Origin of the sequence: Devosia sp., from assembly GCF_017307495.1 — a bacterium.
Taxonomy (GTDB): domain Bacteria; phylum Pseudomonadota; class Alphaproteobacteria; order Rhizobiales; family Devosiaceae; genus Devosia_A.
Window position 1 is genome coordinate 14,373 of record NZ_JAFKHE010000027.1, and the last position, 25,789, is coordinate 40,161.

Here is a 25,789-nt window from a genome sequence, read left to right on the forward strand (position 1 = left end):
GCGGTCTCAGGCGTTGAGCCAGTCCCGAACCGCCAGCAGCTCTTCGCGCCGGATTTCGTGGCCGCCTTCATGCCAGAACACCGTCGTATCGGCGCCCTGCTCCTTGAAATACGCCGCCAGCAGCTCGGCCGAGTGGACCGGAGCGATCGGGTCGCGCCGGCCGGCCGTGATCAGCACCCGCCTGCCCCTGAGGCCAGGCTGCGGCGCGGGCGTGAACGGGATCAGCGGATGCATCAGCACCGCTGCGTCGAACTGCTCTGGCGCGTCGAACAGCACCGAGGCGAGGATGTTTGCCCCGTTCGAGTAACCGAGGCCGAGGCTCTGCGCCGACCCGCCGCGATTGGCCGCGACAAACGCGCCGAGCTTCCCCGTGGCCCGCGCCAGGTCCGCCATGTCGTAGCGCCCCTCGCCGACGCGCCTGAAATAGCGCAGCGCCCCGCCTTCCGAGACGTCGCCGCGCACCCCGATCCGTCGCGCGCCCGGCTTCAGTTCGGCCGCGAGCTCGATGAACTGGTGCTCGTCGCCACCCGTGCCGTGCAACAGGAAGAAAGCCGGCGCGTCGGGTGACGCGCCGGGAATGTCGATGAAGTCGTAGCTGTCGATAACCTCGGCCATTTACGCGGCCTCCTTTTCCTCGAGCGGCTGCAGGTGCTCCTGCAGTGCGCTCCTCAGGTGCTCATGCTGGGTTGGCAGCTTCAGGCTCTCGCCCAGATGCGCGGTATCCTCGTCCCGGTCGAACCCGGGCTCGTTGGTCGCGATCTCGAACAGCACGCCACCGGGAGTGCGGAAGTAGATGGCCCAGAAATAGTCCCGGTCGATCGGCGGCGTGACCTGGTAGCCGGTGTCGAGCAGGGCCTTGCGCACCTCGAGCTGCGCCGCCCGGTTCTCGACCGCGAAGGCCACATGATGCACCGAGCCGGCGCCGAGCCCGGCAAGGCCGACGTCGGGCAGGACCTCGAGATCGATGACATCGGCACCGTTGCCGTCGGGCCGGATCAGCCGCTTCACGCCATTGCGGGACTCGGCATTCTCGTAGCCCATGAACTTCAGCAACTCTTCGGTGGCGCCGTCGTCGCGCAGGCGTAGCGACACCGAGTCAAAGCCACGGATGGCATGCTCGGCATCGACGCCGTTGCCGGTCCACGGCACGCGCTTGTCGTCGGCCGCTTCGACCAGCGCCATGGCATCGCCTTCCGAGGCCCGGAAGTTGAGCTGCCTGTTGCCGAAGCTTTCGACCAGCTCGACGTCACCGACGCGATCGGCGGCGAACCGCTCCTGCCAGTAGCCGAGCGAGCCCTTGGGCACGGAGAAGACGGTGCGGCCCACTTCGCCGGTCCCGGGGCGGCCGCGGGCGATATGCGGGAACGGGAAATGCGTCATCACCGTGCCGGGCGTGCCGACCTCGTCGCCATAATAGAGGTGGTAGACGTCGGGCGCGTCGAAGTTGACGGTCTGCTTCACCCGGCGCAGGCCGAGCGTCCTGGTGAAGAAATGGTTGTTCTCGGCTGCATCGCGCGCCATCGAGGTGACGTGATGCAATCCCTTGATCTGAGTGAGCATTGCTGCCTCCTGACTGGACCGGCCTCGCTGCCGGTTGCTTCGGCCATAGAGATAGGCCAGCCCATCGGGCACGAATAGGATAACGCCCACGCAAGGGATTGTTCTTGTTTACCGAACAATGCCGGGATCGGTACGGCGTTCCAGGGCTGCCGGGCGCGGATCGAACCGACCGGGGGCATCTGCCGCTTCTCAGCCCACGCGGTCGCGAAAGCCGAGCGAATCCACGGTCGCCCCGCTCGGTCGGTACTCGAGCCCGATCAGCCCTGAATATCCCTGCTTTTCGAGCCACTCGAGCCGGTCGGCATAGTCCATCCGGCCGCTACCCGGCTCGCCGCGCCCCGGCGTGTCGGCGAGGTGGACATGCACGACGCGATCCAGGCGCCCTGTCAGGACCTCGATCCCTTCGCCCATCACCGCGGCATGGTAGAGGTCATAGAGCAGCCTGATCTCGGGCCGCGCGACTTCATCGATGATATCGAGCCCCTCCTCGGTCGAGGTAAGGTAGTAGCCCGGATGGTCGACCCGGTCGTTGAGCGGCTCCAGTGCCAGGATCACGCCCGACCCTTCGATGATCCGGGCCGCCTCACCCAGCACCTTGACGATCGCCGCGTGCTGCGCCGCTCGCGCCACGTTGGCCTGGACGTCGCCGGCCTGGGCGATCATCACCTTCGCCCCGAGCTGCGATGCGGCCGCCAGCGACGTGCGCACACCCTCGAGAAACCCCTCATGCGCCTCGGGGTCGCCGAGCGGCGCGATCGGCTCGCACAGGATGCCGGCGAGCGTCAGTCCGGTCTCGTCGAGCGCCTGCCGAATTGCCACGCAATCCTTGTTGGAGAAGCGCCAGAACTCGACCGCGTCCAGCCCCGCCGCCCTGGCGGCGCGGACGCGATTGGCGACATCGGGTTCCTCGGCGGCGAAGAGCCACTCGATGCAGGCGGAATAGCGCATGTGAACCTACCGGGAGTGGGTCAGGAAAAGCGGCATGCTCTTCCGGACGACCCCGACCAAACAAGTACTCTAGACCGTGACCTTGTGCGACACCCGGCCCTTGTCGCCGAAGATCTTGATGTAGCGCTGGATCTCGGCCGCATCCCCAGTTGCCTTCTCGGGATTGTCCGAGAGTTTTACGGCCGGGCGTCCGTCGGCTTCGCTGACCTTGCAGACCAGCGAGATCGGATCGAGCTGCGGGTTCGGGCTGGGCGAGCAACCGGCGAAATCGTTGGTGAGGTTGGTACCCCAGCCAAAGCTCATCCGCACCCGCCCGTGGAAGTGGTGATAGGCCTCCTCGATCATGTCGACGTCGAGCCCGTCGGAAAAGATCAGCAGCTTGTCGCGCGGGTCGCGCCCATGCGCCTTCCACCACGCGATGATCCTCTCACCGCCCTCGATGGCGGGCGCACTGTCGGGCCTGAACCCCTTCCAGTCGGCAACCCAGTCGGGCGCATCGCGCAGGAACGCGTCGGTGCCGAAGGCATCGGGCAGCACGATCAGCAGGTTTCCGCCGTAGTAGCTCTCCCAATCCTGCAGCACCTGGTAGGGCGCATGGCGCAGGGCGTCCTCGTTGGGCGCGATCGCCGCCAGCACCATCGGCAGTTCGTGCGCATTGGTGCCCAGCGCCTCGAGGTCGTTGTCCATCGCCAGCAGCACGTTCGACGTGCCGGTGAATACCTCCGGCCCCAGCCCCTCCTTCAGCGCCTCGACGCACCAGCGCTGCCACAGGAACGAGTGCCGCCGCCGCGTGCCGAAATCCGAAATGCGCAGGTCCCGCAGCTTCTTCAGCCGCTCGACCTTTTCCCACATCTTGGCCTTGGCCCGCGCATAGGTGACATCGAGCGTGAACGGTCCATAGCCCTTGAGCGCGCCGCGGCTGCGCAGCTCGTTGATGATGGCGAGCGCCGGGATCTCCCACATCGTGGTCTCGACCCACCGACCGGGGAACTCCAGCACATACTGCCCGTCGCGCTTTTCGAGCCGATACTCGGGCAGGCGGAACCCCTCGAGCCAGCGCAGGAACTCGGGCGAAAAGATCTGCCGCGAGCCATAGAAGCTGTTGCCCGCCAGCCAGATCATCTCCTTCTTGGAGAACTTGAGCGTCCGCGCGTGATCGAGCTGGGCACGCAGTTCGCCCTCGTCGATCTCCTCGGCCAGGCGCACCGAGGTCTTGCGGTTGATCAGCGAAAAGGTGGCGTCGACCTTGGGGTAAAGGCCCCAGATCATCTGCAGCATCAGCAGCTTGTAGAAGTCGGTATCGAGCAGCGACCTGACGATCGGGTCGAGCTTCCACGCATGGTTGTAGACCCGCCGCGCAATATCCGTCCTCGGCATCGTGCCTCCCCTGCCCCACCAGACTCCTCTAGGCGGATACGTAAAAAAAGAAAAGAGGTGTCCATCGGCAATGGACGATGGATGCTGCACTCGGCCCGGAGTTCAACGCTTCACCATAGATTGCGGATACAGCTTGCATATACAACTGTGCGCTGACACGCTCTGGGAGGGAGAAATGTTGGCCTTGCGAGTTCGGGCGGGTTGATAGTGGTGGCAGCAGTGAGCTGGAACTTGCACCGCTTTGCCTTTCTTGCATCGTTTGGCCTGTGCGGTGCTGGGTTCATTGCGGCGTACGCTGAGGCAAGCTCGTATTTCAGTAGCGGCGCAACGCCCAAGGAAAGCTTTGATGCCCTGGTCGGCAATGAACAGGTTCGGGGCCTGTCCGTAGCATCCAGCCGTTTGGTGCTCGACAATTGTTACGATGCCATCGTTGGGGTTTACGGTCGGCTACAGACCGCAACTACGCGCGACCTGGTCGCCTCAAAATGCCTCGTCCAAGCGGACGCCATCAGCAACGAGATGCCGAGCTACTCGTATGCCTGGTATGTGGGCGCGCTTGCATCCTGGGAACTCGGGGACGCATCCAAGCTCGCGTACCATTTGCTCCAATCGCAGCTGAGTGGCCCCACCGAACAATGGATCGCTGAGCTCCGCGTCAAACTGGTCGAGGACAATCGCGAGCGACTGACTTCAGACGTGCTCCAACTCAACGACCGGGACCTCGCACTCCTTGTGACCAGCTACCGGGGGGTTGCCAGTATAGCGAAGCGTTACGTCGACGATCCTTCATTCCGCGAGAGGATTACCGCGGTTGTCGAAAACCTTCCCGCAGATGAACAGCAACGTTTCGTGGCGAACGTCGAGATCGCCGCCCGGGCGGGCAGCAACCCAAGATGACCGAGATCCATCTGGAAACTCGCCGATCATTCTCCCCACGATCCGGGGGCGTGGCATGGAGTCGGCAGACGTCTCTGAACAACGTGATGGGCTGGGTGATTGTGGCATTCGTTGCCCTGGTGCCCATTCCATTCGGCAGTGGCCGCCCATTCTTCTGGGGCGTAAATGCCGTCTTTGTGGGGCTCGCGGGAGTTGCCTACGCAACTGGGCTCTACCACTTGCGGGAGCCTTTTCGCCATTCGATGGCACACTTCCCCGTATCGGCGACGCTCTACTTCGTCTTCATGCTGTACTTGCTGGTGCAAGTTACTCCCCTCGAACTAGTGCCTTTCGTCGTCAACTGGCTGCCGAACCTTCAAATCCACGCTCAAAGCGGGATGACCCTGGCACCAGACAGAATCAGTCTCGCCCCTGGTGCCACCTGGTTGATGCTGTTGCGTTGGGGAACCTTTGGGCTCTTCTATTTCCTTGTTCTGCAGATCGCCAGCAACGAGCGTAGACGCAGCCTCCTCCTTCATTCGGCACTGATGACCATTTCCGCTTACGGCATTTTTGGACTTGCCTCGCTCCTCCAGTTCGGAGACACCGTTCTGGGCTTGCCCAAGTGGGCCTACCAAGGTTCAGCCACGGCTACATTCGTCAACCGAAACTCGTTCGCTACCTTCCTTGCATTCGGTGCGACTCTTGGCTGCGCACTGTTCGCCGGCGCTTTGGTTCGTCAGTTGCCGGCCCCAGGCGAGGCGCCCCTCCGTCGGAACCTCGATCCCACGCTGCTATTCTATCCTGTGGCTCTCGCCGCGATCGTGCCAACGCTGCTCGCGACCCAATCTCGTATGGGCACCCTATCCGCGTCAGTTGGCTGCCTCGTGGTAATTGTTACAGCATTGGTCCGGATGCCTAAGCTATGGCTTAGGGCTCTGATGCTTGTTCCTGCCGTGATCGTGGCGGGCGCGCTCGCCTTCTTCATTTTCGGCCAGGACCTGTTGGAGCGACTCGGCTCAACCGCAACCAGTTCCGACGTACGTCTCGAGCTCTACAAGCAGATCATCGCAATGATCGCGGCCCGACCATGGCTGGGTTACGGCGGAGGTAGCTTTGAGTTGGTATATCCGCTGTTCCACCAACTCCCGGTCAGTCCGGACCTGGTGTGGGAGAGAGCTCACAACAGCTACCTCGCACTGTGGGCAGAGCTGGGAGTTGTGATCGGCTCAATCCCGATCCTCCTCCTTGCGATCGTCCTCGTGCGCATCCTCGGCGGCATCGGAGCCGCGCGCCGAAGCTGGGGGGCGCAAGCAGCGGGACTTGGCGTCGTCACCGTCGGCGCGGTCCATTCGCTGGTCGATTTCAGCCTGGAAATACAGGCGAACACGATCTTGCTGTTGTTCATCACGGCCATCGCGACCGCGGGCGCGATGCGCAACAAGAGTTCCGCGCGGTGAAATGGCCATGCTGACGGCACTGCGGAGCTTGCTGGGTCTTGGTGGCAGGGCTGATCGCCGGCCAGGTCGGGTGCACATGTTGGCTAATAGCCGCCCGTCTCTAGTCTATGCGATCGGTGACATTCACGGCTGCCTAGCGGAGCTTGCTGTGCTCGAACGGATGATCGTTGCGGACGCGATCGACACGGACGGCGAGAAGTGGATCGTGACCCTTGGTGACTACATCGACCGCGGCCCCGCGGCGGCGCAGGTCGTCGATCACCTGATGGCACGACCGCCGGTTGGCTTCAGGCGCATCTGCCTTGCCGGGAATCATGAGCAGATGCTGCTCGACTTCCTGGAGGCGCCAAGGCAAAACGTGGCTTGGCTGGACAATGGCGGCCTCGAAACGGCGCATTCCTATGGACTGAGCGACCTGGCCCTACAAAAGTCACCAACGGCACTGGCAGCAGCACTCGTGGGCCGCATGCCGGCATCCCATCGTGAGTGGCTGGCAAACTTGCCGTCCTTGCTGGCCATTCCCGGCTTCGTATTCGTGCACGCCGGACTGCGCCCGGGCGTTCCGCTCGATGAGCAGACGGACGATGACCTGATGTGGATCCGGGAGCCGTTCCTCGATAACCCCGCGGCAGGCGATGCCGTCGTCGTGCACGGCCATACACCGGTGGCCGAACCTATTGTCACCGCTTCGCACATTGGCATCGATACAGCGGTTGCCGCAACGGGACGGCTTACGGCCCTGAGGCTCGACCGGGACAATCATACCTCGTTTCTGTCGACGCGGTAGCTTGGAGAGGACCATCCGTGCCGGCCCAGACGAGTCTACCGCCGAGCGTTGCGTCGTTTACCTATGTCGATGCATGTGACTATGTTGCGGTGCCGATGAGCGGGCAGCTGACGTTCGCAAGACAGGTCGCCGACGAGTTCGGCGCGGATGTAGATCTGGTCGGCATCTCCCTCGCAGACGAAGGCTCGGCGACCGGTCGCTGGACCACACGGCAAATCGGCGGAACGCAGTTTCGCTATTTCAGCCTGTATCGACATGCTCCGGTCCTGCGGCCAAAGATTCCCCTACGCGTGCGCAATTTCATCGCGGCGCTGTGGCTAGGCAGGCGGCTCGTTGCCAGTGCTCGCGGCCCCCTGCTCGTAAACAGTCCGGAACTGGCTATTGCATTGTTTGTTGCGACGATGGGGCGCGCCCGTTTCGCCTACATGTTCCACGGCACAGAAAATCCGCTCGAGATGCCACGCTACCGGTGGGGCAAGATCGTCGCCCGGCCCTTTGAGCGATTGCTGTTTCGCGCGCTGCGAGACTCCCCTGCCGTTCTGGCCAGCGCCGACGACAGCTCCATTGCAAGACTTGAGAGGAAGATGGGGGCGTTGGTCCCGCAAGGCGGGGTGCGCACCTTCAGGGAGGTCTATGACGACTCCCTCTTCTATCCCGAAGCCGCCCCTCGCACAGAGGGCGAACGGTACCGTATCCTATGTGTAGGACGCATTAGCCAGCGCAAGGGCTGGCGCTTGCTTGTCGAAGCAATGGCGCTTGCCTTGAAACAACCGTTCAAGCGTCCCCTCGAACTGGTGTTCGTCGGAGATGGCGAGGATAGGCCCATGTTGGAAGCCGCCATCGCCGAGCTTGGCATCGGCGATCATGTAAGCATTACCGGCATGATGAGTCGCGAACAAGTCCGTCAGCATATCTGGGGCGCCGACCTTGTGGTTTTCGGCTCGTACTACGAAGGCTGGTCCATCGCCATGCTGGAAGCGCTGGCATGTGGAAAGCCAGTCGTCTCGACAGCCGTCAGTGGAACCGAGACCCTCGTTGACGAAGGCGTAAACGGCTTCGTATCGGCGTCACGTGATCCCCGCGACTTCGCCCTGCTGCTCTCTCGCGCTTCCCTTGAACTACCTTCGTTCACACTGCACAGCGTTGCCAAGGCGGCGCCCTATCGCCGGTCAAAGCTGAAGGAAAGGCTGGCGGAGATCATCGCAGGCATTGCCAAATGACCCCGCCTCGCGTCTTGGTGCTTGGCTTGGCTAGGAACTGCGCGGCCACACTGCCGGTCTTCTTTGGCTGGGTCGACTCCTTGTCCTCAGCGTTCCGGATCAGCGCCTTGATCGGTGAGAATGGCTCGAGCGACCAGACACGTCACCTGATTGTCGATGCCGAGCGGGCCGGCATGCCAGTCGTCCTGGTCGATACATCCGAAATGGCCGCAATTGGGGATCGCCTGCGACGGATGGCGGTGGGGCGCGAACGTCTGCTGCAGCAGGCCAAGTCAGAACGGGCCGATATCGTCGTCGTTGCAGACCTCGACAGTGTCATGCGCCGCCCCCCCGACATTGTCGGCCTGCAGCGCGCCATCGATCTGCTAGCCTCCGCGCCTGAGCTCATCGCGGTAACCGCCTCATCACGTCCGCACTACTACGACGTGCTTGCCTACCGAGACCACAGCACAAATTTCGACGGTCTGAATGAACGCATACAGCAAGCCCAGCGCAGCCCGCTGCTATACTATCGGTTCATGTACGAGCAGGTCTTCTCCGAGCAAATCAGGCTGACGCGACTGGGTCCGCGCCGATGCTACTCGGCTTTCAACGGCCTAGCGGTCTACCGTTACGCTGACTACGTTCGCGGCTCCTACCTTGGTGGCGGGTCCGGCATTTGCGAGCACGTTGTCTTTCACCATTCCCTGGACTCCGGAACTGAAGAACGCGTCGCGGTAATCGACGAATTGTGTATTGCCACCCCGCCCGAGCACGCCCCAGTGGGCCCTGTGTCCTTCTACATGGGCCGCATTTGGCGGACATTGCGCAGGACGCTAGCGGGCCAAGTCCGGCTGTAGCCGTCGTCTGAAGTAGCGAAACCCCAAGACCGACAAACCGTAAGCCGCTGTGTAGGTGACGCACTCTCCCACCAGCGTGGCAAAGGACTGTCCAAGGTAGTGTTCCACCACCAGGTCGATCGACTTGGCGATTCCGAGCGCCAGGACTGGCGGGAGGAGATCCCGCGCTCTCACGACGGCACTGTCTATAAGCCGGGACACCAGCACGACCCGCCCCCCCTGTATGAAGAGCATGGCAAGCAGCAGCGCACCGGCAGCGCCGCGCGCGCCCAGAGTCGGCACCAGTGCGAACAGCAGAAAGGCAAACAGAGCCGCTCCACCAACGAGGAGCATGCTTTCAGACCGATGTCGGCCAGTCATGGAAAGTGCGTAACCCGTGGGATTCAGAACTCCGCTGAGGAGCCAAGCCGTGGACATCAGCAGCAAGGTCCATGAATCGAAGTGGAACTTGTCGCCAAAAATAAGGTCAAGGTGCGTCCCAAATATCGCAATTCCACCATAGACGAAGGCGCCCGCCACCGAGGCGCGCCCAACGAATTCGCGTATTGCCAACCCGGCGGACCTAGCGTCGGATCTCATCGACAGTTCGGCGATCTCCGGGCCAAGCGCCTGGGACAGGGTCATGGGGTAGACTTGGACGAAAACGCTGACAGCGGCGATGGCCGCATATCGACCCAACTCATCGCTCGAGACATGGGCGCCGAGCACCATGAGGTCGAGTATGCGCAACAGGCCATAGCTAACCAAGGATATCGCCAACCACGGCCCGACCGTCAGGATGGAGCGGGCGTTAATGGAACTACCCGGCTGTCCCGCATTTGGCCTTACTGAAAAAGCAACAACCGCGACAGAAAGGGCGCCGAGCGCCGCAATCGCGGAATTGGCCAGTGCGAACACCACGACCGTCGCACCAAACACGACCAGTCCACCGCCTACCATTAGCCGCAAGGCCGATTGCCCATAGTCGAAGATGACCGAAAACAGCGCCGGTCGGCGCATCCCCCGATAGTATCCGCCTAGCAGGGCGGAGTCGGCGACAAAGGGCAGCGCAGCCAGCGAGGCGGCCATCACAAGCGCAGCGCCCGAGCCGAGAGCGATGCCCGAAAATCCGACTATGGCGACCATCGTGGCTACGGAGATGAGCGCTACGATCACGCGAAGCCTGGACAGGACGCTCCAGAACTGGGCTGTTGCGCCATGCTGGGAGGCATAGCGGATCATGGCCACATCTAGTCCCAGCGGTGCAAGAGTTGCTGCCCAGATCAAGGCGTTACGACCGATCGAGAACCAGCCGTAGTCAGCGGGACCAAGAGCCCGGGCTACGATGATTCCGAACAGGAACTGAGAGCCCTGCTGAATGATCGAGCCAGCGCTTATCAGCAACCCGGTCCGAGCCTTCATCAGCGCTGTTTCACTCCACCAGGGTCACATGGTAGCGGGGCTGCTTGTGACCAGCATCGAGCAGTCCCTTCAGTGCGAAGAGCGGCGAGAGTATACGCGCGCGCAGATAGTCCTGCAGGTTTCGCCGCCTTAGGAACTGCAGCATGTCGAGTAGCCACGCAACGGCTATCGCGGCGAGTGCTATTGGCCAACCGAGTGCCACGAGCAGCAGCGCGACGATGGTCGCCAGTTCCAGCAACAGTCCTACGACCACCCCCCTCTCCAGCCGAGCAATATGGAGAAGATCGCCGAGATTCAGGTGCCTCATGACAAGGCGCCCGATGGCACGTTGATGTTGGTCGCGAAACCATTGGCGCCCCCGCTCGCCCTCATAGTAGCGCAATGTCATATGCTCGCCCATGACTGTAGTGGTGAAGAGGATCGTTCCGAGGCGCGATACACGCAGCGAGAAATCGGTGTCCTCGTTACGGTCGAGCGTCTCATCGTAGCGAATACCGCTCTCTCGCAGGCCAGAACCCAGAACGATCACGCCCGCCGCTGACCGCACGGGGCCAGCCCGTCGAGTTCCATACCGCATGTGGGTCTCGCCCGTATCGCGTCCTTCGGCATCGTGGAACCTGTCGAGCAACCGCCCGCAGACAGCGACCGCCTCGTTTTGGTCCAGTGCGTCCACGGCTTCGGCCAGAAAGGCCTGGTTCAGCACAATGTCCCCGTCAAGCAGGAGGAGATGGCCCGGCGGCGCATTGGCTAGGATTACATTGCGGGCCACCGACGCGTTCACTTCTCCGTCCAATCGATAGACCCTCGCCCCAGTGGCGCGGCCATAATCGAGCATGATCTGCGGCGTGGCGTCGCCGGACGCACTGTCCACCAGAATGACCGTGGCATCCGAGGGCAGTGCTGCGAGACAGGCCGGCAGAAACCGGGCTCCGTCCTTGCAGATGACGCCTATCACAGTGGGACAGGACCGATTCAACCGTTCCCTCGCAACCCGAGCAAAAGCCAAAGAAGTGCCTGCAACGCACCGTGCCGCAACCTAACAGCAAGGCCGAGTGCCGCACACCATGAATCGGGGTCATCTGCTACAGCGCGACCCGCCTCGAACGAGGCCCTACTGGCTGCCAAGGCCCGCAACGGCTAGTATCGGCGTCATCGCCAATCTGTTGGATTCCCTGGTGTCGTTTCAGCCACGCGATCTAGTCGCAGTCCTGTTTGCCGCGTCACTGCTTGCGTTGATGCAGGTTGGACATTTCATCATCTACAACCCCTTCGTAAGCGGACCAGACGGAGATCCCGTTGCCGAGTACTTCACGCTAGCGCAGTACGTCTTCCCGGCGGCCTGCGTTTTCGCAGGCATATGGCGAAACTCCGGAGTGCTCAACCTCTCCGGCATTCTCGCATTCACACCCTTTCTCGCCCTCGCCGCCGCGTCCACCCTGTGGTCCGTCGACGCGGGCCTTACGCTAAGATCCACATTCCTGCTCATCGCCTTCCTGCTCGCAGTCACGACAACTACCCGGGCGGTGGGGGCCGTCAGGACCGCGAGCATTCTCGCCCACATCATGGGGCTAGCGATGGTTGTCTCGGCGCTGTTGGCCTTGTTTGTTCCAAGTATCGGCCAACACAATATTGACGACTTGGTTCAGGGCGAACACGTCGGCTCGTGGCGTGGATTGTTTGCACACAAGAATTCACTGGGCGCTTACGCCGCATTCGCAGTGGTCATTGTTCTCGCGTTCCGGGATCGCTTACCCAGGTGGACCGTTCTCCCCTATCTGACCGCAGCCATTGCCTGTGTGCTGTTTTCGAACTCGACGACCTCGTTGGTTGCGGCCATTTTCGGTGTCTTCTCAATGAGTGTAGCGTTGCCGCTCATGCGCCGAACCTCCGCCCAACTCGCCGCAGCGGGAATGGGCGCTCTTCTTCTTTGTGCAGGCGCCACCCTGACCGCCGTCACCATGCTTGGTTGGGGAGAGCTCTTCGCCGGCACCAAGGTGGAGACGCTCACTGGGCGCACGGAAATCTGGACCGTGGCGCTTGACATCTTCCTGTCGCGCCCTCTGCTGGGGGTCGGTTTTGGGGCAGGCTCGTCCTTTGCCCGTCCGGTGCTTCAGGAGATGACCTTTGCTGAGGCAGTCGACCCCCACAGCGGCTACCTGGCCATGCTACTGGATCTCGGTGTCGTCGGCCTCGTGCTCTTCCTGCTCCCGGCCGCTCTCGCCTTCTCTCGGCTCTTGCGAATGCGCGGGACAATCGATCGAGTGCAGGCTGTCGCTGGCACTGCTCTGCTGATGAGCCTGATGGGCGCCATAACAGAAGTCAGCCCGTTCCTGGTGCAAGGCTCGGCGGGCTTCTTCTACTTCTTTTCCCTTGTGCTTCTGCAACTCAGTCGGCAGGCCAGTGCGCGGCCGCTAGAGTCTGCCGGCGCCGGCACTCCGGACGCCAATAGACAGCCACCGAGGCCGCCCAACTCGCCAATGTACTAACCGCAACGCGCTCGTTCCGGGTCAGTATCCGTAGCCGGTATACTGTCTCCTATATGTGGCGTCGGCGCTGTCCTGCTGGTTCAGAACTGCCAGAACGACTGCATCCTCTCGCTTCACCGAAGAAACCGAGGCAATTCCCGCCCTTGCTTCTGATTGCCGTGTCGAGCCCGAACGCACGACATAGAGGATCGCATCGACCAGTGGCGCGATGTAGAGACCGTCGACCACCGCACCGATCGGCGGAGTATCCAGGATCACAGCATCGAAATGGCTCGCGAGGCGATCCAGCACCGCTGCGAAGGCCGGACTGCCGACAAGTTGGTCGGTGGGAAACTCGGTAGATGCAGAGGCGAGAATGAGACCTACGTCCGACTGCGGATCTGGCTTCACCATCCCTGAGAGCTCGACTGTTGCGGTTTCATCAGCAAGGGCTTGCGCGAAGCTCCCATCAGGCGGCAATCCAACGGTCGTGTGCACGCTCGGGCGACGAAGGTCGCAATCGATCAACAGCACATGCCGCTTCGCGATTGCCATTGACCTGGCAAGCGACAGCGCGACAGTCGTCTTCCCTTCGCCCGGCGCGGATGACGTTACCATGATCGTCACACCGCTGCCCTTCGACGCGGAGGACTTGAACTGACGTTGTCGGCGCAGCCGCTGCTCGACTGCGGCCCTGATCCGTCTAACGCTTTCGGAGTACGGGGACAGCATCGAGTCGACGACGACATCTGCGGGGCCGCCACCCCCACCCTCAGCAGTACGCCGAAGCCGCGGCAGCGCCGCAGCGACGGGTACGCGCAGCACCGCCGCCGTCTGCTCCACGGTCAGTAACCCGCCGATGAGGTGCTCCCGAAGATACGCCAGCACGATCGCCAGGAGTGCAGACCCCGCCACGGCTGCAGCCAGCAGCATCGGCACGTTGGGAAACGCCGCGGTCTGAGGAGTCATGGCTTCGGCGACGATCCGGCTGTCTGCCACCTGCAGGTTAGCCTGTATGTCAAGATCCTGGATGCGCGCCAACAATGTCTGATACTGAGACCTGGCCAGCTCGGAGGTCTGCTGAAGTTCGTACACTCGCGCGAGAATGTCCGGGCTGAGAGGACTACTCAGAACCGCTGACCGGAGCTGCTGGCGCAGCTGGCTTTCTTGGTCGGCAGTGCCAGCGATGGACGTGTTAAGATCATTGAGCTGGCGCTGTGCCGTATCCACCATCTTCTGCTCGATCTTGGCGAGCTCTGCTCGCAGGTCAGTAGCGCTGGCGCCAACGGCATTTCCGACGCGCTGCGTGAGATCTTGCCGCTGCTTCTCCATCTCCTGCAGCGCCTGGTTCTGCAAGGACTGTGTAAGCGATGCCCAGTTGCGCGATGCGAGGCTGGATTCGACAACCTTTGCCAGGTCGGCAGACGACTTGCTCTCGGCTGCAAGGCTCGCGAGCCGATCACGCATGCTAGCAAGCTCCGTCCGCCCGGACTCCTTGACAATCTGGGGCAGGTTGTCGTCGAGAAAGCTGTCGAGCGAACCCTCAGATTGCACAACCCGCGACCTCGCTGCCTCAAGCCGCGCCTGCAAGGCGTTACGGGACAGCAAGGTGGCATCGATCTTGGCCGCTACTTGCGAAGAGACGTATGCTTGCGCCCAGATGTTGGCCAGTCGGGCAGCCTTGGCTGGGTCCTCCGACTTGACGGTCAGCGTGACTAGGTTGGTGCGGGCACGGCGCTCCACCGAGAAAGCTTTTCTTACGCTGTCGAGGACGCGCTGCAGCGCAGCTTCCCCCGTGGGCAACACGGGTTTGGCAAGCTGCAGATACGACAGGATCCTGTCGCGAAGACCGATACTTACCCCGAACTCAGGGTCGCTGATTAATCCCGCCTGCGAAATCACCTCGAGCAATACCGGTGACGCCTGGATGATTTCGACTTCGCTGGCAACACGCGCGTCGTCGATCTGAATCCCTGCGCTCTGGAAATTCGGGTCCAGAAGATTCTTTGCGCTCGTGTCGATCAAGACCAAAGCCGATGCATTGTATATCGGCGTGAGCGTAAACGTTAGTACCGCCGCCACGATGGTCAGTCCTACAACTACCACCGAAATGAGCCGTGACTGGCGTCTCAGCAGGCTGAGCACGCTATGCAGGCTGATCTCTGCTTCTTCCATGTCAGTCTCGAGCGCTCCCGTCGGCTGGTGCCTATTCAATACTGCCTCCGATGCTCTTAACGCAGCGCCAACGGGCGGCTACTCGACGGTGACCATGATAAGCGGTCCCTCCGTCTTGGGGCTCGCAGTACTAGCAAGGGGCGCCTCCCCGGCCGCGCTTTTCGACTCGCCGCAGCTCGCGAGCCAGAGACATATGATATGTCAGGGGCCTGCCCAATCAGACCGGTGCAGATGGTAACCCAACGATCCGCAGGCCTGCCTGCTATCGTCCAGTCTCTCGAATCCGCCGGTACTGGCAAAGCGGGTACTTGTTTATGACGGAACGAGCATGGTTTGCGATCGTCGATTCCACGGGTCCCCGTCTTTTAGGCGTTGCTCCCACGCCCAAGCGGATCGAACAATGTCCTCGATGCTTGAGCGCCTGGCGACCCAGCCGAGCATCTGGCGGGCCTTGCGCGGATCGGCCCAGAGCGCCGGAGGGTCGCCCAACCGCCTCGGCATATCCCGAAAAGGCACAGGTAGTCCGATGATATCTTCGACGACGCGAACAACGTCGCGCACGCTCATCGGCCTCCCCGAGCCGAGGTTGAAGGCGCCCGAGACACCTCCTCTGACGAGATAGTCGACGGCAGCAACATGAGCGTCGGCAATGTCGGAGACATGTACGTAGTCACGCAACGCAGTTCCGTCTTCTGTTGCGTGATCCGTTCCAAAAACCGAGAGCGCGGTACCGTCCCCTGCAGCAGCTCGCAGAACTAGCGGGATTAGGTGCGTTTCGTCGCTATGAACCTCACCAATCTCGCCCTCTGGATCAGCTCCGGCGACGTTGAAGTATCGCAGCGCCACCCACCGTGTGTCGAATGCCTCCTCGCTCCACTTGAGTAGCCTCTCGCAGACCAGCTTGGTCTCGCCGTAGGGATTGGAAGGAAGTTGCGGCGAATCCTCCGTTATCGGCAACCGCGAGGGGGCGCCATAGGTTGCACAACTCGACGAGAACACCACCCGCTCAATGCCTGCGGCCGTCGCTGCCTTTAGTAGGCTCGTTGTCCCTCCGACATTATTGTCGAAGTACCCGAACGGATCGGACATGGAATCCCTGACGATTGCCGATGCCGCAAGATGGATGATCGCATCCGGCATCAGTCGCTCAAGTAGGCGGCCAATGGCGTCACCATGGCGGATATCCAGTTCGTGCAGAGGTCCCCATTTGACCGCTTCGCGATGCCCGGTCACCAGGCAGTCGACGGCAATAGGTTGATGGCCCGCTCGGGCCAGGGCCTTGCAGGTGTGACTGCCTATGTATCCTGCCCCGCCCGTGACGACGACCTTCACAGCACTCGCTCCGTCATCCAAATCTCAGCGGGCGCGACGGTGCCTGCTCGCGCTCGAACCAGGCCTTCAGCAGTCCCAGCTTTTGTGCCGAGATCAGTAGGCAATAGAGTGGATTGAGCAGCAGGTAACGCCGCCAAAGCCGACGCGGCTCGAGCGCGAGGCGGAACAGCCATTCCAGACCAGCGCGCTGCATCCAGTCAGGAGCCTCCTTCGTTCCTGCCTCGAAGTTGAAAGCGGCACCGACGGCAATTACCGGCATGCTCAACGCTTTGGCGTGCTCGTAGGCAAACACCTCCTGGCGCGGGCAACCTAGGCCAACGAACACGATACGCGCCCCACTTGCGACAACACGGGCATCAAGGTCCGATGCTTCCTGGTCGCTCATCTGACGAAACCGCGAGGGCTCATATCCGGCAACGACGAGGTCCGGCAGCTCAATTGCCAGCTTGCTCTTCCAAGCCTCAAGGACTTCCAACTTGCTGCCGAACAGGTAGATGGGCAGCCCGCGCCTCGCCGCGGCCGCGCAAACCCGCCGGGTGAGCGCCGGACCGTAGACCCTGTCCAACAACCTCTCACCATGCAGCAACCGCAATGCCCAGCGCACCGGTTGTCCGTCCGGTGCCACGATATCCAGCCGATTGAGCCGGTATTTGTGGGTTATGTCGAGCGCCCCGGTCATCACCCCGTGCACGGCCAGCGCCGACACCGAAAGGGCACCCCCGGAGCTTGCAGCTTCGAGGATCCGCGCGACGGCGGCCTCATAGTCTATGACATTGACCTCGACGCCCAGGACGCTCCTCTTTCCAAGATCAACGGTCATGCAACCCACCTCCGGCGTCCAGCCTCGTAGATGTCGTGGAGGGTCGCCTCGATGTCATAGGTCAGGTTGAAGTCTGGGAAGTCGGTCGTGAAGCGGGTCATGTCGCTGATCCACCAGATGTGATCACCGCGCCGGTTGGCATCGCTATAGGACACCTCGAGCTTCCGACCAGAGATTTGCTCGCACACTTCGATGGCCTCCAGCATCGAGCAATTGGCGAACCGCCCGCCCCCCATATTATAAACGCGGGCGGGCTTCGGCGCGTTCGCGTATGCCCAGATCGCCGCCACCAGGTCGTTCGCGTGGATGTTGTCCCGTACCTGTTTGCCGCCGTAGCCAAATATCGTGTACGGCCGACCGGTAACCGTGCACTTCATTAGGTATGCAAGGAACCCATGCAGTTCCGTGCCCGAATGGCTGCCGCCAGTCAGGCACCCGCCTCGGAAGCACGCCGTGTTCATCCCGAAGTAACGACCATATTCCTGTACCATCAGGTCTGCGGACAGCTTCGAGGCACCGAACAGGCTATGAGTCGTCTGGTCGACGCTCATCGTCTCATCGATGCCGCGTGCGAAAAACTGGTGACGCTCGTCAATCTCCCACCGCGTCTCCCGCTCGACCAGGGGCAGGCTGTTGGGCGTATCGCCATAGACCTTGTTGGTCGAGGTGAAGACGAGCGACGCGTGCGGCGCATGCCGGCGCATCGCCTCGAGTACATTAAGTGTCCCGGTGGCGTTCACGCCGAAATCCGTGAATGGCTCGCGCGCCGCCCAGTCGTGCGAGGGCTGAGCTGCAGCGTGAACGACCAACCACAAATCCGACCCGATCTCCGCAAACAGATTTTCGAGCGCGCCGAAGTCGCGAATGTCGAGGGCGACGTGTCGGAATCGCCGATGTCGCGCCTTGAGCTCATCGAGCCTCCAGCTTGTGGAAGCCTCGGCGCCAAAGAAGTACGCGCGCATGTCATTGTCGATGCCGACTACGTCGAGACCCTGGTCGACGAGAAAACTCACAGCTTCGGAGCCGATCAGCCCGCCCGCCCCCGTAACAAGTGCAATGCTCATTCGTTCACCAAACCAGAACCGAGGGCCGCGTGATGCATTCGTCAACCGCGAAGGGCACAACCGCCGCCAGCCACAGTCTTTCGACCAGCATCATCAATCGATGAATGCGGGCAGTCCAATCTGTCACCGCGTCAAAGTACCCATCACCATGAACTATACCCCACTACCCGAGAGGAACTCGTGCTTGAGGGTAAGCACTACGATCTTGACGTCCAACCAGATCGACTGGTTCTGGATGTACGCGACATCGTGTTCGATACGACTGCGCGCCGCGTCAGCGTCCAGGGTCGGACCCCGAAAGCCGTTGGCCTGCGCCCAGCCCGACAGGCCGGGACGCACCGAGTGCCGCATGTCGTAGTACGGCACGAGCTCTTCGTAAGGAATGCCTGCGGCCTTCATTCCGACGGGATGGGGGCGGGGGCCGATCAGCGACATGTCGCCACGTAGCACATTGAAGAGCTGTGGCAGTTCGTCGAGGCTCTTGGCACGCATGAAAGCGCCCACCCGAGTCACCCCGGGATCGTTCGCAATGACCTGCCGCACCCCGCTCTCGTCCGCAGCATCGATACGGATGGTGCGAAACTTGTAGATGCGGAACTTCTGCCCGTTTCGACCTATGCGCCATTGGCTGAACAAGACCGGCCCAGGACTCGAGATCGCCACCGTCGCAGCCAAAAGCGCCAGTACCGGTGCCAGCGCGATCAAGGCAGTCCCCGATACCACCACGTCGATGCAGCGCTTCGCGGCATCCCGGAGCGCCGATTTCACTGTTCGGGAAGGCGGAACCGGCAGACCGTTCCTGTACACAACCCGCAGGCCGTGTTGGTCACCACCCCCGCTGCGGGAACGGCGCGAGAAGTTTCCGGCCCCCGGGAACGATGAGATGGACATGACACACTCCGTCGCTCAGCACTCACCTTGTTCGATTTCTTGCCAAGCGACCACATCCTCACGCCGCAACGGGTGGGGTGCGCCCGACCGAACTCAAACGGTCGAACTCACTGGATCATGGATACGGAAGTACCCATGCGGGATGCCGCAGGCTTGTGGCCCAGCCTGTCGGCGTTCCCGAGAATCTCTGGTCATGCCGCGCGCAATTGCGCGACAAGCTCCCGGCCAGATCCGGCAATGGGTCCGCCCCGCGTTAGAACGCGCTGGCTGACGGGGCGGTCTGGATCGCCGCGGTGGCGAACACGCCGCAATCCCTGACCGTGGCACTGATCTCGATGATCTGCGCCTGCTGCACCGCATCCGTGGACGACTGGGCGGCCAGCTCGATCGCAATGGGGAGCTCGGTATCCGCCTTTGGGCAGTACTGCTCCTCGTACAGCTTCACCAGTTCCGTAACCAGGTCAGCGATGATCGGATTGGTCGCGTCCGACGGCGCCCCGATTTGCTTCACGAATGCATCAACGGCTGCGATGCACTGACCCCAGCGGGTGCGGTCGGCCTGGTATTCCTCCTTGATCACCGGGGCGCAAACGTTGAGCACGCCCGGAATATCAGTCGGAGAACTTTGGGCCATTGCACCGGAGGCGAGCAGGGCCGCTCCCAAGGATAGCACGATCAGACTATTACGCACCGCTCCAAGACGAGGCATAAATCCCTCCTTCGTCTTTAACACATCGTTCATGATTATCTTCTGCACGCATGCATGTCAACGTTCCTGGCCAGATCAAGTTCATCAAAATAAACGAAAAATGATCGCAAGGGTTACCTGGAAGGCCCGGATACCGACCAAAGTCGCCACCCCAGTATTTCGTTACGTCTTACTTGCCATGTTGACCCCGCGGGAGCGGTAGGCAGGGCTGGGAGGCACTCGCTCTTCCGCTCCGGTGAACAGAGGGACGAGCCCCACCACATTCGCGGGTCCGTTGGCATCGGCCGATGGTGGTTCGGCTGGCGCCCCTTTTTCCCATGCCCCGCGGGAAGCCGACTCCCCCTACCGGTCTGGGCCCGGAAGTCATGCTCGCGATTGACCAAACCACTTGCGGGCAAAAGCCCGTTGCGTGAGTATCCGCCCAACTCAATCGGATTTGCACACCCTTATGGCCACACGACCGGAAACCTCGGGCAACCGCCTCGACGACGCTGCGCGCGCCGGCTGGCTGTACTACGTGGCGGGGAACAACCAGGAGCAGATCGCGCGGAAGCTCGGCGTTTCGCGGCAGACAGCGCAGCGGCTGGTCTCGCTTTCGGTGTCGGAAGGCCTGATCAAGGTCAGGCTGGATCACCCCATCGGCCGCTGCATGGAGCTGGCGGACAAGCTGCGCCAGCGGTATGCGCTGGATCTGGTCGAGGTGGTCCCATCCGATCCCGGCTCGCACTCGACCCTGCTCGGGCTTGCCCAGGCGGCAGCCGCCGAGATCGAGCGACGCCTCCGCGACGAGCGGCCGATCATCATGGGGCTGGGCACCGGCCGCACGCTGAAGGCCGCCATCGAGCAGTTGATCCCGCTCGAGGCGCCCCAGCACAAGATCGTGTCGCTCACCGGCAATATCGCCCCAGACGGCTCGGCCGCCTTCTACAACGTGATTTTCGCCATTGCCGATGCCGTGAAGGCCCGCAGCTTTCCAATGCCGCTGCCGGTGATCGCCTCTTCGGCAAGCGAGCGGGAGATGCTGCATCGCCAGCCCATGATCCGCGACACCCTGGCCCTTGCCGGGCAGGCCGACGTGACCTTCCTCGGCCTCGGCGACCTCGGTCCCGAGGCCCCGCTCTATCTCGACGGCTTCATCTCCGAGGGCGAACTGAAGGCCCTGCAGAAGGCCGGAGCCATCGGCGAAGTGCTGGGCTGGGCCTTCGATGCCAGTGGCCGGCTCATCGAGGGCCTGACCAACGAGCGCGTCGCCAGCGCGCCGCTACCTTCGCGCGAGGCTTCGCTGGTCGTGGCGCTCGCCATGGGCAACAGGAAATTGCCCGGCATCCGGGCGGCGCTGAACCGCCGCCTTGTCAACGGGCTGTTTACGGACGAAGCCACCGCAGAAGGCCTGCTGTCCAACTCCTAACCCCATGCTGTCGCTCGATGAACGGAGCCCGAGCCGCTTCTGAACGCCCTCCCGCACGCCCCCGGGATAAATCACTCGCTTGACTTTATCCCGGAAGGTGTGAGTATTTGCCCATGACCGAGACAAATGCCCGTCTCGGAAAGGGAGGATAACGATGAGACTGTTACCGCTTCTCGCGGGCTCCATGCTTCTCGCGCTCGCCGGCTCGGCTTCCGCCGAGACGATCACCGTCGCCACCGTGAACAACGGCGACATGATCCGCATGCAGAAGCTCACCGACGATTTCACGACCAAGAATCCCGACATCAAGGTCGAGTGGGTGACGCTGGAAGAGAACGTGCTGCGCCAGCGCGTCACCACCGACATCGCCACCAAGGGCGGCCAGTATGACGTCTTGACCATCGGCACCTACGAAGTACCGATCTGGGCCAAGCAGGGCTGGCTGCTGCCCCTCGACAACCTCGGCGCCGACTACGATGTCAACGACCTGCTACCCGCCATCCGCAACGGCCTCTCCATGGACGGCAAGCTCTATGCCGCCCCGTTCTACGGCGAGAGCTCGATGGTCATGTATCGCAAGGACCTGATGGAGAAGGCCGGGCTCACCATGCCCGACGCCCCGACCTGGGACTTCATCCGCCAGGCCGCCGACAAGATGACCGACAAGGCCGCCGGCATCAGCGGCATCTGCCTGCGCGGCAAGGCCGGCTGGGGCGAGAACATGGCCTTCCTGACGGCCATGTCCAACTCCTTCGGGGCCCGCTGGTTCGACGAGAGCTGGAAACCCCAGTTCGACCAGCCCGAGTGGAAGGACACCCTGCAGTTCTACGTCGACATGATGAACGCCGACGGCCCGCAGGGCGCCTCTTCCAACGGCTTCAACGAGAACCTGGCGCTGTTCCAGCAGGGCAAGTGCGGCATGTGGATCGACGCCACCGTGGCAGCCTCATTCGTCACCGGCAAAGATTCCACCGTGGCCGACAAGGTCGGCTTCGCGCTGGCGCCCGACAAGGGCCTGGGCAAGCGCGGCAACTGGCTGTGGGCCTGGTCGCTGGCCATCCCCGCCGGGTCGCAGAAGGCTGCGTCCGCCGAGAAGTTCATCTCGTGGGCGACCGACAAAGCTTATCTCGAACTGGTGGCAAGCAAGGAAGGCTGGGCCAATGTCCCGCCCGGCACCCGCACCTCGCTCTACAACAATCCGCAGTACCAGGCCGCAGCGCCCTTCGCCAAGATGACGCTCGACTCGATCAACGCCGCCGACCCGACCCACCCGACCGTCAAGCCGGTGCCCTATGTCGGCGTGCAGTTCGTCGCCATTCCCGAGTTCCAGGGCATCGGCACCACAGTCGGGCAGCTCTTCTCGGCCGCGCTCGCCGGCCAGATGAGCGTCGATGACGCGCTCAAGCAGGCCCAGGACGTCACGACCCGCGAGATGACCAAGGCCGGCTACATTAAATAGGCCTCCCAAGACGGCCTGGGGCCGCCGGTACCTCATTCTGCCGCCGGCGGCCCGTTTTTCCGAACCCGCGCCCGGGATCCGACCGGCGCACCAAACGTCAGCATCCGCAACCGGCGTTAAGGGGAGAGAACGCCAATGGCTACGCGAGAGTCGCGCACGCTTGCGCGCATCATGATGGCGCCGTCCGTCATCGTCCTGTTGATCTGGATGATCGTACCGCTGGTGCTGACGCTGTGGTTCAGCTTCCAGAACTACAACCTGCTCAACCCGATCACGAGCTTCGCCGGGTTGCTGAACTACCAGTTCTTCGTGACTGATCCGGCCTTCCTGCAGTCGATCGGCAATACCCTGCTGCTGGTCGGGGGCGTGCTTCTGATCACCGTTGTCGGCGGCATCCTGCTCGCGCTCCTGCTCGATCAGCCGATCTTCGGCCAGGGCATCGTGCGTATCCTCGTCATCTCCCCGTTCTTCATCATGCCGCCGGTTGCGGCGCTGATCTGGAAGAACATGTTGATGCATCCCGGCTACGGCATCTTCGCCCGCATCGCCGAGACCTTTGGCTTCCAGCCAGTGGACTGGTTCGCCCAGTTCCCGCTGTTCTCGATCATCCTCATCGTCGCCTGGCAGTGGCTGCCCTTTGCCACCCTCATTCTGCTGACCGCGCTGCAATCGCTGAGCGAGGAGCAGAAGGAAGCCGCCGAGATGGACGGCGCCAACGCCCTGCGCCGCTTCATCTACATCGTCCTGCCGCACCTGGCTCGGGCGATCACCGTCGTGATCCTGATCCAGACCATCTTCCTGCTCGGCATCTTCGCCGAGGTGCTGGTCACCACCAACGGCGGCCCGGGCTACAACTCGACCAATCTCGCCTTCCTCGTCTACCGCACGGCTCTGCTCAGCTTCGACGTGGGCGGCGCCTCCGCGGGCGGCGTCATCGCCGTCATCCTCGCCAACATCGTCGCCATCTTCCTGATGCGGGCCGTGGGGAGGAACCTCGATGCGTAGGCATCATATGACCACACTGAACCACCCCCTTCCTCAATCCCTCCCCGCAAGGGCGAAGGAAGCCAAGAAGCCGCATGCACGGCGCGCTATCGGAGGCATCTAGAAATGGCCCGCCAAGTATCGACCCGCCGCAAGCTGGCCTTTACCGCCCTCGCCTGGATCGTGGCCCTCATCCTGTTCTTCCCGATCCTGTGGACGATCCTGACCAGCTTCAAGACCGAGCAGGAGGCCATCGCCTCCCCGCCCATGATCATCCCGAGCTGGACCATCGAGAACTACATCGAGGTCCAGATCCGCTCGGACTACTTCCGGCACTTCTTCAACTCGGTCTGGATCTCGGTCGGCTCCACCCTCATCGCGCTGCTCATCGCTATCCCGTCGGCCTGGGCGATGGCCTTCACGCCCACGCCCAGGACCAAGGACGTGCTGATGTGGATGCTCTCGACCAAGATGATGCCGGCGGTCGGCGTGCTGGTGCCGATGTACCTGATCTTCCGCGACACCGGCGCGCTCGACACGGTCTGGGGGCTGACGATCGTCCTGACCCTGATCAACCTGCCGATCGTGATCTGGATGCTCTACACCTACTTCCGAGAGATCCCGGTCGACATCCTCGAGGCGGCCCGCATGGACGGCGCGATCCTCTGGAAGGAACTGGTTTACGTCCTCGTGCCCATGGCGGTGCCCGGCATCGCCAGCACGCTGCTCCTCAACGTCATCCTCGCCTGGAACGAGGCGTTCTGGACCATCAACCTGACCGCATCGAAGGCGGCGCCGCTAACCGCCTTCATCTCGTCCTTCTCGTCACCGCAGGGCCTGTTCTGGGCCAAGCTCTCCGCCGCCTCGACCCTCGCCATCGCGCCGATCCTAGTGCTCGGCTGGCTCAGCCAGAAGCAGCTGGTGCGCGGGTTGACCTTCGGCGCCGTGAAATAGGGGAAACTGCCATGGGTTCGATCACGCTCGAACACGTCCACAAGAGCTTCGGCGGCCATCCGGTCATCCCCGATGCATCACTTCAGATTGAAGACGGCGAGTTCGTCGTCTTCGTCGGGCCCTCGGGGTGCGGCAAGTCCACTCTCCTCAGATTGATTGCCGGCCTCGAGGACACGACCTCCGGGATCATCCGCCTCGACGGCGAGGACGTCACCGACCAGGGCCCGGCGAGTCGCGGCCTGGCCATGGTGTTCCAGTCCTATGCGCTCTACCCGCACATGACCGTGCGCCAGAACATCGGCTTCCCGCTCAAGATGGCCAACACCGACAAGGCCACCGCCGAGCGCAAGGTCGCCGACGCCGCCCGCGTCCTCAACCTGACCGACTATCTCGACCGCAAGCCGCGCGAACTGTCGGGCGGCCAGCGCCAGCGCGTCGCCATCGGCCGGGCCATCGTGCGCCAGCCCAAGGCCTTCCTGTTCGACGAGCCGCTTTCGAACCTCGATGCCGCGCTGCGCGTCAACATGCGCATCGAGATCACCGAACTGCACCAGCAGCTCAAGACAACCATGGTCTACGTCACCCACGACCAGGTCGAGGCCATGACCATGGCCGACAAGATCGTGGTGCTGAACGCCGGGCGTATCGAGCAGGTGGGCTCGCCCATGGAGCTCTACAGGAACCCGGCCAACAAGTTCGTCGCCGGCTTCATCGGTTCGCCCAGGATGAACTTCCTCGAAGGCCCTGCAGCCGACAAATACCGCGCGGCGACCATCGGCGTCCGCCCCGAGCACATGCGCATTTCCCGTGAGTCCGGCGAGTGGGCCGGACGGGTGGGGGTTGCCGAACACCTGGGCTCCGATACGTTCTTTCATATCCATGTGGATGGGGCAGGCATGCAGACGGTGCGCACCGAGGGCGAGAAGGATTTCGCACCCGGCGATCCGGTCTGGCTCAGTCCCGATCCAAGCCACATCTACCGCTTCGACCAGTCCGGTCTGGCGCTCCGCTGACCGGGCCGCGCCCTCCCGGTCGCGGCTCCCTATCGACGAGGTTACGC

The 25,789-nt window shown here is 62.6% G+C and carries 23 protein-coding genes; 11 read left to right on the top strand and 12 right to left on the bottom strand.

Going from position 1 to position 25,789, the window contains the following annotated elements; translation table 11 throughout:
• Positions 1–6: 6 nt before the first annotated feature.
• The 4 genes from J0I99_RS17030 to pncB form a co-directional block, all read right to left on the bottom strand.
• The gene (locus J0I99_RS17030; RefSeq protein WP_291398732.1) at positions 7–615 is read right to left on the bottom strand and encodes an alpha/beta hydrolase; all 609 of its coding nucleotides are present in this window, start codon (positions 613–615) and stop codon (positions 7–9) included.
• Positions 616–1,560, bottom strand: a complete 945-nt coding sequence (locus J0I99_RS17035; protein ID WP_291398733.1) for a VOC family protein — start codon at positions 1,558–1,560, stop codon at positions 616–618. It lies immediately after the preceding gene.
• A gap of 189 nt (positions 1,561–1,749) precedes the next feature.
• A complete protein-coding gene (locus J0I99_RS17040) occupies positions 1,750–2,508 on the bottom strand; it encodes a TIM barrel protein (RefSeq protein ID WP_291398734.1) in 759 nt (252 codons plus the stop codon).
• Positions 2,509–2,577: 69 nt separating this feature from the next.
• Positions 2,578–3,885 carry a nicotinate phosphoribosyltransferase gene (gene pncB, locus J0I99_RS17045; protein ID WP_291398735.1) on the bottom strand — a complete coding sequence of 436 codons (1,308 nt, stop codon included), beginning with the start codon at positions 3,883–3,885 and terminating at the stop codon, positions 2,578–2,580.
• 219 nt (positions 3,886–4,104) lie between these two features.
• On the opposite strand from pncB, the gene J0I99_RS17050 reads away from it, so the two are divergent.
• The 5 genes from J0I99_RS17050 to J0I99_RS17070 all read left to right on the top strand — a co-directional run bounded on the left by J0I99_RS17050 (position 4,105) and on the right by J0I99_RS17070 (position 9,067).
• Positions 4,105–4,782 (top strand): hypothetical protein, encoded by a 678-nt coding sequence (locus J0I99_RS17050; protein ID WP_291398736.1) that lies wholly within the window; start codon positions 4,105–4,107, stop codon positions 4,780–4,782.
• Complete coding sequence (locus J0I99_RS17055; RefSeq protein ID WP_291398737.1) at positions 4,779–6,221, top strand: O-antigen ligase; 1,443 nt, start codon at positions 4,779–4,781, stop codon at positions 6,219–6,221. Before J0I99_RS17050 ends, J0I99_RS17055 begins: the two co-directional genes overlap by 4 nt.
• A 76-nt stretch (positions 6,222–6,297) precedes the next feature.
• A complete protein-coding gene (locus J0I99_RS17060) occupies positions 6,298–7,008 on the top strand; it encodes a metallophosphoesterase family protein (protein ID WP_291398794.1) in 711 nt (236 codons plus the stop codon).
• A 17-nt stretch (positions 7,009–7,025) separates the two neighbouring features.
• Entirely contained in the window at positions 7,026–8,228 is a 1,203-nt protein-coding gene (locus J0I99_RS17065) for a glycosyltransferase (protein ID WP_291398738.1), read from the top strand.
• 107 nt (positions 8,229–8,335) lie between these two features.
• The gene (locus J0I99_RS17070; protein ID WP_291398739.1) at positions 8,336–9,067 is read left to right on the top strand and encodes a glycosyltransferase family 2 protein; all 732 of its coding nucleotides are present in this window, start codon (positions 8,336–8,338) and stop codon (positions 9,065–9,067) included.
• On the opposite strand, the gene J0I99_RS17075 is transcribed toward J0I99_RS17070, so the two are convergent.
• A complete protein-coding gene (locus J0I99_RS17075; RefSeq protein ID WP_291398740.1) occupies positions 9,044–10,468 on the bottom strand; it encodes a lipopolysaccharide biosynthesis protein in 1,425 nt (474 codons plus the stop codon). The genes J0I99_RS17070 and J0I99_RS17075 overlap by 24 nt on opposite strands.
• 10 nt (positions 10,469–10,478) lie before the next feature.
• Positions 10,479–11,423: a glycosyltransferase gene (locus J0I99_RS17080; RefSeq protein WP_291398741.1), complete on the bottom strand. Its 945-nt coding sequence runs from the start codon at positions 11,421–11,423 to the stop codon at positions 10,479–10,481.
• Between the two features lie 220 nt (positions 11,424–11,643).
• Between J0I99_RS17080 and J0I99_RS17085 the strand changes: the two genes are divergently transcribed.
• Entirely contained in the window at positions 11,644–12,954 is a 1,311-nt protein-coding gene (locus tag J0I99_RS17085; RefSeq protein ID WP_291398742.1) for an O-antigen ligase, read from the top strand.
• 21 nt (positions 12,955–12,975) lie between these two features.
• Here J0I99_RS17085 and J0I99_RS17090 read toward each other — a convergent pair whose 3' ends face one another.
• From J0I99_RS17090 to J0I99_RS17115, 6 genes are all read right to left on the bottom strand, one after another.
• Entirely contained in the window at positions 12,976–15,108 is a 2,133-nt protein-coding gene (locus tag J0I99_RS17090; RefSeq protein WP_291398743.1) for a polysaccharide biosynthesis tyrosine autokinase, read from the bottom strand.
• Between the two features lie 312 nt (positions 15,109–15,420).
• Complete coding sequence (gene galE / locus J0I99_RS17095; RefSeq protein WP_291398744.1) at positions 15,421–16,440, bottom strand: UDP-glucose 4-epimerase GalE; 1,020 nt, start codon at positions 16,438–16,440, stop codon at positions 15,421–15,423.
• 13 nt (positions 16,441–16,453) lie between these two features.
• Positions 16,454–17,260: a WecB/TagA/CpsF family glycosyltransferase gene (locus tag J0I99_RS17100; RefSeq protein WP_291398745.1), complete on the bottom strand. Its 807-nt coding sequence runs from the start codon at positions 17,258–17,260 to the stop codon at positions 16,454–16,456.
• Positions 17,257–18,324 carry an NAD-dependent epimerase/dehydratase family protein gene (locus J0I99_RS17105; RefSeq protein ID WP_291398746.1) on the bottom strand — a complete coding sequence of 356 codons (1,068 nt, stop codon included), beginning with the start codon at positions 18,322–18,324 and terminating at the stop codon, positions 17,257–17,259. Before J0I99_RS17105 ends, J0I99_RS17100 begins: the two co-directional genes overlap by 4 nt.
• Positions 18,325–18,477: 153 nt before the next feature.
• A complete protein-coding gene (locus tag J0I99_RS17110) occupies positions 18,478–19,215 on the bottom strand; it encodes a sugar transferase (RefSeq protein WP_291398747.1) in 738 nt (245 codons plus the stop codon).
• 253 nt (positions 19,216–19,468) lie between these two features.
• Positions 19,469–19,957 (bottom strand): hypothetical protein, encoded by a 489-nt coding sequence (locus tag J0I99_RS17115; RefSeq protein ID WP_291398748.1) that lies wholly within the window; start codon positions 19,955–19,957, stop codon positions 19,469–19,471.
• A 415-nt stretch (positions 19,958–20,372) separates the two neighbouring features.
• Here J0I99_RS17115 and J0I99_RS17120 point away from each other — a divergent pair, with 415 nt between their 5' ends.
• The 5 genes from J0I99_RS17120 to J0I99_RS17140 all read left to right on the top strand — a co-directional run bounded on the left by J0I99_RS17120 (position 20,373) and on the right by J0I99_RS17140 (position 25,742).
• A complete protein-coding gene (locus tag J0I99_RS17120) occupies positions 20,373–21,332 on the top strand; it encodes a sugar-binding transcriptional regulator (protein WP_291398749.1) in 960 nt (319 codons plus the stop codon).
• Positions 21,333–21,486: 154 nt separating this feature from the next.
• Positions 21,487–22,791, top strand: coding sequence for a sugar ABC transporter substrate-binding protein (locus J0I99_RS17125; RefSeq protein ID WP_291398750.1), 1,305 nt, complete (start codon positions 21,487–21,489; stop codon positions 22,789–22,791).
• 135 nt (positions 22,792–22,926) lie between these two features.
• A complete protein-coding gene (locus J0I99_RS17130; protein WP_291391679.1) occupies positions 22,927–23,796 on the top strand; it encodes a carbohydrate ABC transporter permease in 870 nt (289 codons plus the stop codon).
• Positions 23,797–23,901: 105 nt separating this feature from the next.
• Positions 23,902–24,729, top strand: a complete 828-nt coding sequence (locus J0I99_RS17135) for a carbohydrate ABC transporter permease (protein WP_291391680.1) — start codon at positions 23,902–23,904, stop codon at positions 24,727–24,729.
• An 11-nt stretch (positions 24,730–24,740) separates the two neighbouring features.
• Positions 24,741–25,742, top strand: a complete 1,002-nt coding sequence (locus J0I99_RS17140) for an ABC transporter ATP-binding protein (protein WP_291391681.1) — start codon at positions 24,741–24,743, stop codon at positions 25,740–25,742.
• Positions 25,743–25,789 lie beyond the last annotated feature (47 nt).

Excerpts from the sequence above, each read along its gene's own strand:
- J0I99_RS17030 (WP_291398732.1), bottom strand. The coding sequence starts at position 615 with ATGGCCGAGGTTATCGACAGCTACGACTTCATCGACATTCCCGGCGCG.
- J0I99_RS17035 (WP_291398733.1), bottom strand. The coding sequence starts at position 1,560 with ATGCTCACTCAGATCAAGGGATTGCATCACGTCACCTCGATGGCGCGC.
- J0I99_RS17040 (WP_291398734.1), bottom strand. The coding sequence starts at position 2,508 with ATGCGCTATTCCGCCTGCATCGAGTGGCTCTTCGCCGCCGAGGAACCC.
- pncB (WP_291398735.1), bottom strand. The coding sequence starts at position 3,885 with ATGCCGAGGACGGATATTGCGCGGCGGGTCTACAACCATGCGTGGAAG.
- J0I99_RS17055 (WP_291398737.1), top strand. The coding sequence starts at position 4,779 with ATGACCGAGATCCATCTGGAAACTCGCCGATCATTCTCCCCACGATCC.
- J0I99_RS17060 (WP_291398794.1), top strand. The coding sequence starts at position 6,298 with ATGTTGGCTAATAGCCGCCCGTCTCTAGTCTATGCGATCGGTGACATT.
- J0I99_RS17075 (WP_291398740.1), bottom strand. The coding sequence starts at position 10,468 with ATGAAGGCTCGGACCGGGTTGCTGATAAGCGCTGGCTCGATCATTCAG.
- J0I99_RS17090 (WP_291398743.1), bottom strand. The coding sequence starts at position 15,108 with ATGGAAGAAGCAGAGATCAGCCTGCATAGCGTGCTCAGCCTGCTGAGA.
- J0I99_RS17100 (WP_291398745.1), bottom strand. The coding sequence starts at position 17,260 with ATGACCGTTGATCTTGGAAAGAGGAGCGTCCTGGGCGTCGAGGTCAAT.
- J0I99_RS17105 (WP_291398746.1), bottom strand. The coding sequence starts at position 18,324 with ATGAGCATTGCACTTGTTACGGGGGCGGGCGGGCTGATCGGCTCCGAA.
- J0I99_RS17110 (WP_291398747.1), bottom strand. The coding sequence starts at position 19,215 with ATGTCCATCTCATCGTTCCCGGGGGCCGGAAACTTCTCGCGCCGTTCC.
- J0I99_RS17115 (WP_291398748.1), bottom strand. The coding sequence starts at position 19,957 with ATGAACGATGTGTTAAAGACGAAGGAGGGATTTATGCCTCGTCTTGGA.
- J0I99_RS17120 (WP_291398749.1), top strand. The coding sequence starts at position 20,373 with ATGGCCACACGACCGGAAACCTCGGGCAACCGCCTCGACGACGCTGCG.
- J0I99_RS17125 (WP_291398750.1), top strand. The coding sequence starts at position 21,487 with ATGAGACTGTTACCGCTTCTCGCGGGCTCCATGCTTCTCGCGCTCGCC.
- J0I99_RS17130 (WP_291391679.1), top strand. The coding sequence starts at position 22,927 with ATGGCTACGCGAGAGTCGCGCACGCTTGCGCGCATCATGATGGCGCCG.
- J0I99_RS17135 (WP_291391680.1), top strand. The coding sequence starts at position 23,902 with ATGGCCCGCCAAGTATCGACCCGCCGCAAGCTGGCCTTTACCGCCCTC.
- J0I99_RS17140 (WP_291391681.1), top strand. The coding sequence starts at position 24,741 with ATGGGTTCGATCACGCTCGAACACGTCCACAAGAGCTTCGGCGGCCAT.